This window comes from Bacteroides sp. LFL-34, assembly GCF_027257075.1.
Lineage (GTDB): Bacteria > Bacteroidota > Bacteroidia > Bacteroidales > Bacteroidaceae > Bacteroides > Bacteroides ovatus.
In genome coordinates this window covers 99,228-114,423 of the sequence record NZ_JAPQKZ010000004.1, presented here as the reverse complement: position 1 = coordinate 114,423, position 15,196 = coordinate 99,228, and the positions used below count along the sequence as shown (strand labels likewise).

Here is a 15,196-nt window from a genome sequence, read left to right as displayed (position 1 = left end):
ATAACTTATGGTAACACGAAGAGATTTTCTGAAAACGATGTCAATGGCTTCTGCCGGATTGGCGTTGGGGGCAGGTGACTTACTGCATGCTCAAACGATTTCACCCAAGAAAGGAAGAGGTGACAAGGTAAAGATAGCCTATATCGGCATTGGTAACCGCGGTGAACAGATTATTGAAGATTTTGCGCGGACAGGTATGGTAGAAGTGGTAGCGTTATGTGATGTGGACATGGGTGCCAAACATACGCAAAAGATTATGGCTAAATATCCGAAGGCAAAACAGTTTAGAGATTTCCGCCAGATGTTTGATAAAGCCGGTAATGAGTTTGATGCTGTGGCGATTGCTACTCCCGACCATTCACATTTCCCGATCAGTATGCTGGCATTGGCATCCGGAAAACATGTATATGTAGAAAAACCGCTGGCCCGTACTTTCTATGAAGCGGAATTGTTGATGCAAGCTGCGCTTAAACGTCCTAACTTGGTTACCCAGGTAGGAAATCAGGGACATTCTGAAGCAAACTATTTCCAGTTTAAAGCTTGGATGGATGCGGGAATTATCAAAGACGTAACTGCTATCACTGCCCACATGAATAACCCGCGCCGTTGGCATAAATGGGACACTAATATCTATAAACTTCCTTCGGGACAGCAACTGCCGAAAGATATGGACTGGGATACCTGGCTCGGAGTTACCCCTTATCACGAATATAATAAAGATTATCATTTAGGACAATGGCGTTGCTGGTATGATTTTGGTATGGGTGCATTGGGCGACTGGGGGGCGCATATCCTCGATACGGCTCACGAGTTTCTGGAACTGGGATTGCCTTATGAAGTTACCATGCAATACGCAAATGGTCATAATGATTATTTCTTCCCTTATTCTTCCACGATTCTCTTCCGCTTCCCGCAACGTAAAGGGATGCCACCGGTAGACATTACTTGGTATGACGGTCTGGATAATCTTCCTCCTATTCCTGCCGGTTATGGAGTATCGGGACTGGACCCGAACATTCCTGCGACAAATCAGGGAGATACTCCTGCGGCTAAATTGAATCCGGGAAAGATTATCTATACGAAAGATTTAATCTTTAAAGGGGGGAGTCATGGAAGCACTTTGTCTATTATTCCGGAAGAGAAAGCGAAAGAGATGGCTGGCAAATTACCGAAGGTTCCTAAAAGTCCTTCCAATCACTTCGAAAACTTCTTATTGGCATGTAACGGTATTGAAAAGACGCGCTCACCGTTCGAAATCAACGGTGTTTTGAGTCAGGTGTTCTCACTGGGTGTAATGGCTCAACGGCTTAATACACAGCTATTCTTTGACAGCCGCACGAAACAGATTACAAATAATGAATTTGCTAATGCAATGTTGGCGGGACTTCCGCCGCGTAAAGGTTGGGATGAATTTTATAAATTATAAATAGAAACAGCTTTTTCCATTCCTTTCTTTAGGAGAAGGGGATGGAGAAGGACCAATAAATAATCATGAAAAATATTGTATTAACTTTACTTTTATTTTGTGCCGCTTCGTTGGGCGCACAAAACTGGGAACCTCTTTTCAACGGGAAAAACCTGAAAGGATGGAAGAAATTGAATGGCAAAGCCGAGTATAAAATTGTAGATGGCGCTATTGTCGGTGTATCTAAGATGGGAACTCCCAATACATTCCTGGCAACGACAAAGAATTATGGTGACTTTATCCTTGAATTTGATTTCAAGATAGATGATGGTTTAAATTCCGGCGTACAGCTTCGCAGTGAAAGCAAGAAGGATTATAAGAAAGGCCGCGTACACGGTTATCAGTTTGAGATTGATCCTTCGAAGCGCGCTTGGTCGGGTGGCATTTATGATGAGGCACGTAGAAACTGGCTTTATCCTTTGACACTGAATCCGTCGGCAAAAACCGCTTTTAAGAATAACGCATGGAATAAAGCCCGTATTGAAGCTGTTGGTAATTCGATCCGTACCTGGATAAACGGAGTTCCTTGTGCTAATATCTGGGATGATATGACTCCTGTAGGTTTCATTGCTTTGCAAGTGCACGCTATTGGAAATGCGGCTGATGAAGGAAAAACAGTTCGTTGGAAGGATATCCGTATTTGTACGACGGATGTAGAACGCTATCAGACACCGGAAGCGCAAGCTGCACCGGAAGTGAATCTGATTGCCAACACGATTTCTCCGAGCGAAGCAAAAGAAGGCTGGGCTCTATTATGGGATGGTAAGACTACTGACGGATGGAGAGGCGCTAAACTTTCTACTTTCCCTGCAAAAGGCTGGAAGATAGAAAATGGTATTTTGAAAGTAATGAAGAGTGGTGGAGCTGAATCTGCAAATGGTGGTGATATTGTGACTACCCGTAAATACAAGAACTTTATTCTGAAAGTAGACTTCAAGATTACTGAAGGTGCAAATAGCGGAGTTAAATATTTTGTGAATCCGGGGCTGAATAAAGGGGAAGGCTCTGCTATCGGTTGCGAATTCCAGATTCTTGACGATGACAAGCATCCTGATGCAAAACTGGGTGTGAAAGGCAACAGAAAGCTGGGCTCGTTGTATGACCTGATTCCGGCTCCTAAAGATAAACCATTCAACAAGAAAGAATTCAATACTGCTACTATCATTGTAAAAGGCAATCATGTAGAACATTGGCTGAACGGAGTTAAGCTGATTGAGTATGATCGTAACAATGATATGTGGAATGCATTGGTAGCATACAGTAAATATAAAAACTGGCCTAATTTCGGAAATCCGGAGGAAGGTAATATACTTCTTCAGGACCACGGAGATGAAGTATGGTTCAAGAACGTGAAGATTAAAGAACTGAAATAGTTCCGTTTTCTAGTTATTAGGAGATACGTCAAAACTCCTTTATGATTTTTATTCAGGCACGGATTACACGGGTTTCACGGTTACTCTAATGAAATAAAAACCGCGTAATCTGTGTAATCCGTGCCTAATTTGTGTTTTATACGATGCAGACCACTATTCAACATCTATACAAACCGTCAAATGATGGTAACTCCTTGTTTTATGCCTGGTTCCTTTCCATGCATACACGGGTGGATATTATCTTATGCAGCCGGAAACCGGAAGGGGAGTTGCTGCTTGTGGTCAATCGTATTTATGATGCATTGTGTCGGCTGGAAAAGATGGCGAACTTTTATGATCCGGCCAGCGAATTGTCTATTCTCAACCGGACAGCCTCTGTTTCTCCCGTTGTTCTTAGCGAAGAACTTTATTCAATGATCGATTTATGTCTGGAATATAATGGTAGGACTTTGGGATGCTTCGATATCACAGTTCATTCGGAAAATTACAATCAGAACACTATACATTCAGTACATTTATCTGCCGGAGATCGTAGTGTCGCTTTTTCACAGCCGGGAGTAACTATCAATTTGTCCGGCTTTCTCAAGGGATATGCTTTGGAAACAATCAGAGGTATATTGAATGAGGCTCTGATAGAAAATGCATTGATAAATATGGGAAACAGTTCTATTCTTGCTTTGGGTAATCATCCGGTAGGTTCGGGATGGAAAATTAATGATATACTTCTTCACAACGAATGCCTTACAACCTCCGGCAATGACTCTCCCAGCCGTCGGCACATTGTTTCTCCCCAAAATGGAAAATTGGTGGAGGGCGTCAAACAAATTGCTGTAGTAACAACTAACGGATCAATAGGGGAAATCTTGTCTACCAGTTTATTTGCTGCTGACAGCGAACAGCGTAAGGCTTTGCTGGCTGAATCTTCTTCTGTATTAAACCGTTTTTTCTTTATTGGTTACTAGGTATTTTTTTAGGGCGTGTGGTATTGCTTGATAGAGTTTACTGGGATGATAAAGCTTGGCCTAATCTTTTGGGTAACGGTTCAGCTGTAAAGACTGAAACAGATAGGTAAAAAGAATGTGAGGTATGTTAAAAAAAACTTTCATTATGGAATTTTTGATATACCTTTTTCATTATTCGGAATTTATTTTGTCTTTGTAGGAACATTATCGTCTATGCCGAAGGTGCGGGGTAGACATTTTGAGGATTCGTCGCATTATTGATTCTATTCCGGAGAATGGTTATATTGCTTCCAATTACGTACAAGCATTACTGCATGCTGCCGGTACTCCGCTGGTAGATGAGTTTGTTTCCGATAATAAAGAGGAGCTAGTAGCTTTCGTTCGTCGGTGCAGATTTCTGATTCATTCACTGCGTGCTTATATAATTATTCAGGGAACACGTGGACAAAAGAGAGTCAAAGAAGATAAATTTGCTGAAACTATTGTTCGTTTGTCCGCCTTGCTACATTTCGCTACAGAAATCAAAGAAATGGATATAAATCCGTTTTTAGCTGCGCAAAGAGCCGTTATAACAGTTGATGCGTGTATCCGAATAGAAAAATAGGACTATTCTTTCATTCATTGAGACATATTTACTATCTTTCCGCTATGATTTTGCCTACATTTGGTAACTCAAAACGAAAGGATAGAAAACACATAGTATGAAGAAAACCCTGACTCTTTTAATCTGTCTTATTTGTTATCAGATACTCTGTCACGCTCAAGTGGCAGACGAACACTATTATTTCAAAAATCTAAGTGTACAGAATGGATTATCGCAGAATACAGTAAATACAATTTTACAGGATAAGCAGGGCTTTATGTGGTTCGGCACCAAGGATGGACTGAACAGATATGACGGTCTGTCATTCCGTAAATTTAAGCATGATGACCGTAGTCAGCGGAGCATAGGCAATAATTTCATCACGGCACTTTACGAGGATGAAAAAGGAAGTATCTGGGTGGGTACGGACGTAGGGCTTTATATCTATTATCCGGAAAAAGATTCTTTCGAGCATTTTACCAAACAAAGTGTAGAGAATACAAGGATAGAACATACTGTGACGGCTATCTCCGGAGATAATCAGGGGTGTGTCTGGATGGCAGTGGAATCACAGGGATTGTTCTGTTATAATCTGGAAAAAGGAGAGCTTCAGAACTATACCTTACAGAACTTCTCCTTTCTTACCACCAATGTTGAGACTTTTGCTTTTGACAATAGCGGAACCCTTTGGATCGGCTGTTATGGCGATGGACTTTTCTATTCGAAAGACCGTCTGAAAACTCTCCATCCTTATTTATCGCCTGTGAATAACAAGGAAATTTATGCGAACGACGTAGTGACCTGTATTGTAAAAGGTGCATACAACTGCTTGTATATAAGTTCTTTAAAAGGAGGAGTGAAAGAATTGAATCTGACTTCAAACAAATTGCATGATTTACTTTTCGAAGATGAATCCGGGGAGTCTGTTTTCTGTCGTGAACTGTTGGTTGCTTCTGACAATGAACTATGGATTGGTGCAGAGTCGGGACTTTATATCTATAATCTCCGGCTAGGTAAGTACGTTCATTTGCGCAGTTCGATTAATGATCCTTATTCTTTATCCGATAATGCCATTTATTCATTGTGTAAAGATCGTGAGGGTGGCATTTGGATTGGCTCTTACTTCGGCGGTATAAACTACTATCCTCGTTTTTATACGAACTTCGAGAAATATTATCCGAAAGGAATAGAGAATGGCCTGCACGGGAAACGAGTGCGTGAGTTCTGTCAAGATAACCAGGGAATTCTATGGATTGGTACGGAAGATGGTGGCTTGAATCGTTTTAATCCTAAAACCAAGACTTTTTCTTTCTTTACGCCAAGTAATGCTTTTACAAATGTTCACGGACTGTGCCTGGTTGATGATAATCTTTGGGTGGGAACTTTCTCGAAAGGAGTAAAAGTGGTGGATACTCGTACAGGAGCTATTGTGAAAACCTATCAGAAGACAGACTCGCCCCGTTCATTGATAGATAATAGCGTTTTCTCCATTTGCCGAACGACGACGGGGGATATTTATCTGGGTACTTTATTCGGTTTGTTGCGCTACAACAGACAATCTGATGATTTTGACCGGATACCGGAACTGAATGCCCGGTTTGTATATGATATAAAAGAAGATTCGGGAGGAAACCTCTGGCTGGCCACTTACGCAAACGGTGCTTACTGTTATAATGTAAGTGAGAAGAAATGGAAGAATTATTTGCATAATGAAAATAATCCGAAAAGCCTTCCTTATGATAAAGTGGTAAGTATCTTCGAAGATTCTCACCGACAAGTTTGGTTGACAACTCAAGGTGGAGGGTTCTGTTTGTTTCATCCGGAAACGGAAACCTTTACCAGCTATAATCTGGCAGACGGATTGCCAAATGATGTCGTTTATCAGATTGTGGAAGATAAAGATGGACTTTTCTGGCTGACAACGAATAATGGTCTCGTATGTTTCCAACCTACTACCGGAGCAATGAAAGTATATACTACCTCCAATGGTTTGCTGGGCGATCAGTTTAATTACCACTCCAGCCTGGAGACGGAAGATGGTACGATTTATCTGGGAAGTATCGACGGCTTTATCGCTTTCAATCCGAAGACCTTTTCAGAGAATAGGTCGCTCCCATCTATTGTGATTACGGATTTCCTATTGTTTGGCAAAGAAGTGTATGTCGGTGAACCGGGATCTCCATTGGAAAAGAGTATCACTTTCTCTGATGAACTTATTCTTCAGTCTAGTCAGAACTCTTTCTCTTTCCGGGTAACAGCATTGGACTTTCAAGCTCCAAGAATGAGTAAAATCATGTATAAATTGGATGGTTTTGATGCGGATTGGCTGACAATTGGCGAAAGCCCTATTGTTACTTATTCCAATCTGCGATATGGCAATTATACATTCAAAGTGAAGGTTTCTAATAGTGATGGAGTATGGAATGAAAATGGAATATCATTAAAAGTACATATTCTTCCTCCTTTCTATCTTTCTGTTTGGGCTTATTTTGTATATGCTTTGTTGATTATAGGTTGTTCTTTGTATGTAATTATATATTTCAAGAGGCGTAGTAACAACAAGCATCGCAGGCAGATGGAGAAGTTTGAGCAGGAGAAAGAACGTGAAGTTTATCATGCAAAGATTGACTTTTTTACGAATGTAGCTCATGAAATACGTACACCGTTGACATTGATTAAAGGTCCGTTGGAAAATATCATACTGAAAAAACAAGTGGATGCTGAAACCCGTGAAGACTTGAACGTCATGAAACAGAACACGGAACGATTACTCAATCTGACCAATCAGCTACTTGACTTCCGCAAGACGGAAAGCCAGGGATTCCGGTTGAACTTTGCAAAATGCAATATAACAGAGGTCTTGAAGGAAACTCATGTACGTTTCACTTCTCTTGCAAAACAGAAAGGGTTGGAATTTACCTTACAGGTACCAGAAAAAGATTTCTATGCCCATGTTAATCAGGAAGCATTTACGAAGATCATCAGCAACTTGTTGAACAATGGAATGAAATATGCCGAGAGTTATGTACATGTAATGCTGGAAATACCCGAAACTGATGATGATAATCTATTCCGTATTCGCACAGTAAACGATGGAGTAATCATTCCTGATGAAATGAAAGAGGAGATTTTTAAACCTTTTGTTCGTTTCAATGAGCAAGAGGATGGAAAGGTGACTACTGGCACTGGAATCGGTTTGGCACTCTCTCGCTCGTTGGCTGAATTACATCAGGGAACTTTGGCTATGGAGACAGGAGAAGAAAGTAACATTTTCTGTCTGACTTTACCGGTCGTTCAGGATATGACAATCACTTTAACCCCAGAGGCGGAGGTGGAAATTGATAGGGTAAACGAAATCCCTGCCGAACAGGCGGGAAGGAAAGATAACCGTCCCACTGTGCTGGTAGTAGAAGATAATCCTGATATGCTTACTTTTGTTGTTCGTCAATTGTCGAGAGATTATACAGTGTTGACAGCTACTAATGGTGCAGAAGCATTGAAGGTGCTTGATGGTAACTATGTGAATCTGGTGATAAGTGATGTTGTGATGCCCGTGATGGATGGTTTCGAATTGTGTAAGACGATTAAGTCGGATTTGAATTACAGCCATATTCCGGTTATCCTGCTGACTGCCAAGACCAATATACAATCAAAGATAGAGGGGATGGAACTGGGAGCAGATGCTTATATTGAAAAACCTTTCTCTGTAGAATATCTACAAGCGTGTGCTTCTAACCTTATTCAGAATAGAGAGAAACTGCGTCAAGCTTTTGCGGAGTCTCCTTTTATAGCTGCTAATACAATGGCTTTAACAAAAGCTGATGAGGAATTTATCAAAAGGTTGAACGAAGTAATTCAGATTAATTATGCCAATCCTGAATTTAGCATGGATGACATGGCAGATAACCTGAATATGAGCAGGTCTAACTTTTATCGGAAAATAAAGGGAGTGTTGGATTTGAGTCCGAATGAGTTCTTACGCCTGGAGCGTTTGAAAAAGGCAGCTCAATTGTTGAAAGAGGGAGAAAACCGGGTGAATGAAATCTGCTACATGGTGGGATTTAATTCTCCGTCTTACTTTGCTAAATGTTTCCAAAAGCAATTTGGGGTATTGCCTAAGGATTTTGTTAATTCGAAAGAAGAGTAGATTATATATAGAGTTGTATTTCACTCTATATCATCTGTTATATTGAGGATTTATAATTTATAAGTGTGAAAATTTTAATAATACGATAAGATATGATGACCAGACAAAAGACTTTGTGGTTTACACTATTACTAATTGGATTGTATACCAGTTTTCTGAATGCCAGTGAGATAACGAGATGGGTGATTACTTCACCTGACAGTATTTGCTGGAGAGTGAATGGTGTGCATAATGACCATATTGAAATGAGTGGACTGAAAGTTTCAACAGTATTGCGCTATGGTGTTAATGAAGCTGGTGAATGGGTGATTGACCGGAATATGGTTTTACCTACTTTTCGTACTATCCCTAATGATACCCATGGTAGTTTGCAGCATCATTTTAATGGAGACTGGGCACATTTATGCCTTGTAAATGGCCAGCCGTTAGTAGGTGAAAAGGTAGAGACTGTATCGCTGAATGGAATTATGACTGTAAAGAGTGTATATGCTACTAGAGGGATTTCGTTGACACGTACACTTTTTCCTTCCACGTCACAACCGGCCTTCTGTGAGAAATATGAGTTGGAGAATACGACAGATCACCCACAGACAGTTCAGCTCCCATCGACCACTCTTTCTTATTATACTGATGAGGCAAAAGGAGTGGAAGGCAGTTATACATTAACGGCTACCCTTTCTTCTCCGGTAAAAGATGGTACTTATCTACTGAAAGCCGGAGAAAAGGCCTGGTTTCAGGTAATCTATGCAGGATATAAGAAACATGATCAGGAGTTGGCGTTGGATGTTAATAATGAACTTCTGGCACGTCGGAGATTTTTGAGTCAGATACAGGGTAACCTTGTGTTAGAGACTCCGAGTGACGTAATCAATACTATGTTTTCTTTTGCCAAGATACGTGGTTCGGAAAGCATATTTGATACTAAAGGCGGATATATGCAGAGCCCAGGTGGAGAAGCTTATTACGCTGCTGTTTGGGCGAATGATCAGGCCGAATATATCAATCCATTTTTTCCATATTTAGGTTATCAAGCCGGAAACCGTTCGGCTATGGATTCATTCGGGTTGTTTATGCGCTATATGAATGATGAGTATAAACCTTTACCTTCATCTATAATTGCAGAAGGGATTGATTGTTTTGGTGTTGCGGGTGATCGTGGTGATGTAGCAATGGTTGGCTATGGCGCAGCACGTTATGCTTTGGCATCCGGTAATTGTAATGAGGCTGAAAAATTGTGGCCGCTGATTGAATGGTGTCTGGAATATTGTCATCGCCAGCTGAATGCGGATGGGGTGGTAAAATCTGATTCTGATGAACTTGAAAATCGTTTTCCTGCCGGAAAAGCCAATCTATGTACATCTTCATTATATTATGATGCCTTGGTTTCAGCTGCTTATTTGGGAAAGGCACTGAAAAAAGAACATAAACAGATAAAGTCTTATCAGGATAGGGCTGCTGAACTTTATAAGAATATTGATGCATATTTTGCCCGTAATGTAGAGGGGTATGACACCTATCGTTATTATGATGGTAATACAGTGCTGCGTTCATGGATTTGCATTCCTCTGACTATGGGTATTTATGATCAGGCGAAAGGTACTGTGGAGGCTCTATTCTCTGATAAACTGTGGATGGAGAATGGGTTGTTAACTCAATCGGGTACTTCTACTTATTGGGATCGTTCTACACTCTATGCTTTCCGGGGGGCTTACTCTTGTGGTGCCAGAGATATAGCTACTGAATATTTGGATAAATACTCTGCTACTCGTTTGTTGGGTGATCATGTTCCTTACGCAGTGGAAGCGTGGCCGGAGGGAAACCAAAGGCATTTATCCACAGAAAGTGCTTTGTATTGTCGCATTATGACCGAGGGGTTGTTCGGTATCCGTCCCATTGCATTGGATGCTTTTATGATGACACCGCAGCTACCGGAAAGTTGGAATACGATGTCATTGAAACGTATCTGTGCATTTGGTTCCATATTCGATATTGAGGTGAAGCGCGATAAAGATGACAAACTGTTGGTTCTGATAAAAAAGGATCATAAGATTGTAAAAAGAAGTAAGATTACGAATGGAAAACCGATTGAAGTACGTATTTAAATAAGATAAAATAATCTGTCTTTTGATTTAAGCCAATTTTGGTAACAAAATTGGCTTAAATATTATTTTTAGTACGCTTTTGGTTTATTTGTCACATCATTTGGTCAGGTTATTTCCTAATGATTGGCAGATACGCCCTATTTTTGTGTCGGATGTCATTAACAAATTAAATATCTTATTTTTTATATGAGAAATCTATTTATCGTATTTTATTGTCTGGTATCAGCTCTTACTATTAAGGCAAATGGACAGGATAGTTTGTGGAAGATACAGACAACTGATTATCACGGAACTTATTACGGGGCAACAGTTGCCAATGGGGGGATTGGTATCCTGCCGTGGAAAGAACCGTTTTCTATTCGCCATGTCATGCTAAACCATGTTTTTGATTCTGCTACTCCTCAAGATGTGAGTCGTGTTTTACGAGGAATCAATCCATTCAATTTGCAGATGCAAATTAATGGACAGACTGTAAATGGTGATAATATTTCGAGATGGGAACAGTGTATAGATATGAAAGAGGCTACCCATAATACGCACTTCACTTGTGATGGAAAAGCGGATGTATCTTATAGCATCTGTGCTCTAAGAAATTTACCTTATGCAGGACTGGTTCGTGTGGAGGTTGTGGCACTGGGGGATATGTATTTGACAGTGTCAAATCCTATTGAGATACCTGATGAGTATAAAAACATAGGTTCGAAACTGGTCAATGTGAATGTTAATGGGAATGATATAAAAATAGTGCGTACTTGGGCTTTATCAAAATACCGCGAACAAAAAGTTTCAGCTTCTTCCGCATTTATTTATGATAAGAATTCCAGTGTGCAGCAACAATATAATGGGAGTGGTCAGATTTCTATTTCATTAAAGAAAGGAGAGAAATTCTTTTTTACTTTATTAGGTGCTGTTTGTACCGGACGTGATTTTATAGATCCATACAATGAGTCAGACCGTGAAGTGATTTATGGTGCGAAAGAGGGATTGACGCGTCTGATGGATGGGCATCGGAAACTCTGGAACGAGATGTGGAAAGGTGATATTGTGATTGAGGGGGATGATGAAGCACAGCGTACTGTGCGTTTTGCACTTTATAATCTGTATTCCAATGCACGCAAAGGAAGTCGGTTGAGTATACCTCCTTTTGGACTTTCTTCACAGGGATATAATGGGCATATTTTCTGGGATACCGAATTTTGGATGTATCCGCCTATGCTCTTTATGAATCAGGGCATTGCACGAACAATGATGGATTATCGTACAGATAGGCTGGAAGCTGCTTGCCAGAAAGCATTAAGTTATGGATATGATGGGGCTATGTTTCCTTGGGAAAGTGATGATGCAGGAGAAGAAGCGTGTCCGACTTGGGCGTTGACTGGTCCTTTTGAACATCATATCACAGCTGATATCGCCATTGCGGCCTGGAATTATTACTGTATGAGTGGCGATCAGCGATGGTTGCGTGAAGAAGGATTCCCTTTAATGGAGAAAGTGGCAGAATTTTGGGTAAGTCGTGTAGAAAAGAATGACGATGGTTCTTATTCGATTCGTAATGTGGTTTGTGCCGATGAATACGCAGAGGGTGATGATAATGCCTTCACGAACGGTACTGTTATACGCGCATTACAGGATGCTGCTAAAGCTGCTTCCATATGTGGGCTTAAAGCTCCAGTAATTTGGAAGGAAATAGCAGCAAAGTTGCGCATCCCCAAATTTGAAAATGGAGTGACTATGGAGTATGATGGTTATAATGGACAGGTTATCAAGCAGGCGGATGCTAATTTACTGGTATATCCATTGAACCTGATTACCCGTCCGGAAGAAATTCGTAAGGATTTGGAGTATTATGAGGGAAAGATTGACAAAGGAGGCCCCGCAATGTCATTCTCTGTATTGGCTTTGCAATATGCACGCCTTGGTGAAGGGGATAAGGCTTATGAATTATTTGTGCAAAGCTTCCGTCCCAACCAGCTACCTCCGTTCGGTGTACTTTCTGAAGGTGCAGGAGGTACTAATCCTTATTTCTCAACTGGTGCGGGAGGACTTTTGCAGGCTGTAATCAATGGCTTTTGTGGTTTGGAAATTACAGATAGCGGTATTAAACAATTGCCTTCGAAATTGCCAGGACATTGGAAGAAGTTGGTAGTTAAAGGAGTCGGACCGGATGGTAAAACATATGTCCGGCTTCAGAAATGAGTTCAATTTTTTCGGTTGCGTAAATAAGAGTCAGAAGATGTATACTTTGGGAGGGAAATTGAGACTGGAATTTCATTTATTGACCTGTTTTTAATATCCTAAGCTGGTAGAATTCCATACTTTTGTTGCGTATCACACAGGCTACAAAATATTAGCTGTTGCTCAAGTTTGAAAATGAATTATTAGTGTATTAACAGAACCAGTATTTATTTTATTACTGATTCATTTAATTGAATTTACATGAATTTAAAATGCTTATTTTGTGGAATACTTATTGGGTTATATGTTGAGGCTGTTGAAGCCGTCAATTATACTCCAGAAAAGATTTCAGCATCTATTTCCTTAAAAGTACCGGGAAATGAATCGGAAAAATACTCGCTGGATATGCGGCAGTTGAAGAATGACTGTTCATCTTATCTGTTGGAACCTTCCAAAGGTATTCCGATGGTAATAACTCAGAGAATGGAGGATATGAATGGTAAGTTACGTATCAATGTCAGTCTAACTGCATTAGAGGATGTTTATTTTAATTTTAGCGAGCAGTTGTCAACCGGTTTTAATCATGATGATTGCCAGTTCTATATGCCGGGGTTCTGGTATCGTCGCAATCTGCGATCTCCTAAGGAAGCACCTTCATTTCATACATCAGACAGCTGGTTGGTGCGTGAGGATAGATTGAGTGCTCCTCTTACAGGTATTTATTCAGAAAAGGAAAAAAGCTTTGTGACGGTGAGTCGTATAGACAATTTTGCTAATGAGGTTTTGTCTACTCATCGAGAGGGAGAAATCATTCTTTCAGGTAAAACTTCAATAGGTTTTACTGGATTCGAAAATCAGAATGGAGTGGCAACACTTTCTTTCGGTTTTCCTTACCGTGAAGCACCTAAAAGCTATATTCGAAAATTAACATTGGCTCCGGCGGTAGAGGCTTTTCAGTCTCTGAGAAAAGGAGAAACAATGTTACTGACATGGGAGATCTTGGAGAATAAAGCTGATGATTATTCTGATTTTATTCGGAATGCGTGGGAGTATAGCTATGACACTTATGCTCCGGTTCCGGTTGATACTCCTTATTCTATTGAGGATATGAAAGAAGTTATGAGCCGTTTTTTTGTGAATAGTCTGGTGACTGGTAATTCGTTGACTTTTAATTCGGGTATTCATTTGCGGACTGCTGATTGTCAGAGTAACGGTCAGGCAGAAGTTGGTTTTATTGGCCGTGTACTCCTTAATGCATTCAATGCTTGGGAATATAGTTGGCAATGTGGCAGAGAAGATCTGAAAGAAAACAGTATGAAAGTATTCGATAGTTATTTGAAGAATGGCTTTACCCAGGCTGGTTTCTTTAAAGAATCGGTAAACTTTGATAGAGGGTATGAAGATCCTGTACATAGTATTCGTCGTCAATCAGAAGGAGTTTATGCTATGCTTCATTTTCTTGCTTATGAAAGGGAGAATGGCCGTCGTCATCCTGAATGGGAACAAAAGATGAAAAATATGCTCGATATACTTCTGCAGTTGCAACATGAAGATGGCAGTTTCCCCCGTAAATTCCACGATGATTTTACAATAGTCGATAATAGTGGAGGAAGTACACCCTCGGCCACTTTACCTTTAATAATGGGATATAAATATTTTAAGGATAAACGTTATTTAGCTAGTGCTAAAAGGACAGCAGATTATTTGGAGAAAGTCTTGATATCTAAAGCTGACTATTTTTCATCTACTCTCGATGCCAATTGTGAAGATAAAGAGGCTTCTCTTTATGCTGCTACGGCAACTTATTATCTTTCGTTGATAACGAAAGGAGATGAGCATCGTCATTATGCCGACCTGACAAGAAAGGCTGCTTATTTTGCATTGTCATGGTATTATGTATGGGACGTTCCTTTTGCTCAAGGTCAGATGTTGGGTGATATCGGTCTAAAAACTCGTGGTTGGGGTAATGTTTCTGTAGAAAATAACCATATTGATGTGTTTGTTTTTGAATTTGCTTCGGTACTGCAATGGTTGTCAAAGGAATATAAGGAGCCACGTTTTGCCCATTTCGCGGAGGTGATTTCTACTTCCATGCGCCAATTGTTACCTCATGAAGGGCATCTATGTGGAATTGCCAAATCCGGTTTTTATCCGGAAGTCGTTCAACATACCAACTGGGATTATGGCAAAAATGGGAAAGGGTATTATAACGATATCTTCGCACCGGGATGGACAGTCGCTTCTTTGTGGGAGTTATTGACTCCGGGGCGTGCGGAACATTTCTTAAAATGACAGAAATAGGTCAGAAGATATCTCAATTATATTTTAATTTCATTTTGAACGATTTTTTTTAATTATTGGTCTATCTATTTTATTACATTTTGTATTA

7 protein-coding genes and 1 pseudogene are annotated in these 15,196 nt (G+C 40.3%); all 8 read left to right on the top strand.

Translation table 11 applies throughout. The features are described from left to right. Positions 1 to 7: 7 nt before the first annotated feature. The 8 genes and pseudogenes from N5O98_RS03625 (at position 8) to N5O98_RS03590 (ending at position 15,099) form a co-directional block, all read left to right on the top strand. Positions 8 to 1,426, top strand: a complete 1,419-nt coding sequence (locus N5O98_RS03625) for a Gfo/Idh/MocA family oxidoreductase (protein ID WP_004311145.1) — start codon at positions 8 to 10, stop codon at positions 1,424 to 1,426. A 62-nt stretch (positions 1,427 to 1,488) separates the two neighbouring features. After that, the gene (locus tag N5O98_RS03620; RefSeq protein WP_032852408.1) at positions 1,489 to 2,838 is read left to right on the top strand and encodes a 3-keto-disaccharide hydrolase; all 1,350 of its coding nucleotides are present in this window, start codon (positions 1,489 to 1,491) and stop codon (positions 2,836 to 2,838) included. 143 nt (positions 2,839 to 2,981) lie between these two features. Further along, positions 2,982 to 3,800 (top strand): FAD:protein FMN transferase, encoded by an 819-nt coding sequence (locus tag N5O98_RS03615; RefSeq protein ID WP_008646558.1) that lies wholly within the window; start codon positions 2,982 to 2,984, stop codon positions 3,798 to 3,800. A gap of 226 nt (positions 3,801 to 4,026) precedes the next feature. Beyond that, positions 4,027 to 4,404, top strand: a pseudogene (locus tag N5O98_RS03610) (acetate--CoA ligase family protein); the annotation flags it as partial. Between the two features lie 97 nt (positions 4,405 to 4,501). Then, positions 4,502 to 8,530, top strand: coding sequence for a hybrid sensor histidine kinase/response regulator transcription factor (locus N5O98_RS03605; RefSeq protein ID WP_004311149.1), 4,029 nt, complete (start codon positions 4,502 to 4,504; stop codon positions 8,528 to 8,530). Positions 8,531 to 8,622: 92 nt separating this feature from the next. Further along, complete coding sequence (locus N5O98_RS03600) at positions 8,623 to 10,632, top strand: hypothetical protein (RefSeq protein WP_004311150.1); 2,010 nt, start codon at positions 8,623 to 8,625, stop codon at positions 10,630 to 10,632. Between the two features lie 186 nt (positions 10,633 to 10,818). Next, positions 10,819 to 12,828 carry a glycosyl hydrolase family 95 catalytic domain-containing protein gene (locus N5O98_RS03595; RefSeq protein WP_004311151.1) on the top strand — a complete coding sequence of 670 codons (2,010 nt, stop codon included), beginning with the start codon at positions 10,819 to 10,821 and terminating at the stop codon, positions 12,826 to 12,828. 240 nt (positions 12,829 to 13,068) lie between these two features. After that, positions 13,069 to 15,099: a hypothetical protein gene (locus tag N5O98_RS03590; protein WP_004311152.1), complete on the top strand. Its 2,031-nt coding sequence runs from the start codon at positions 13,069 to 13,071 to the stop codon at positions 15,097 to 15,099. Positions 15,100 to 15,196: the final 97 nt, after the last annotated feature.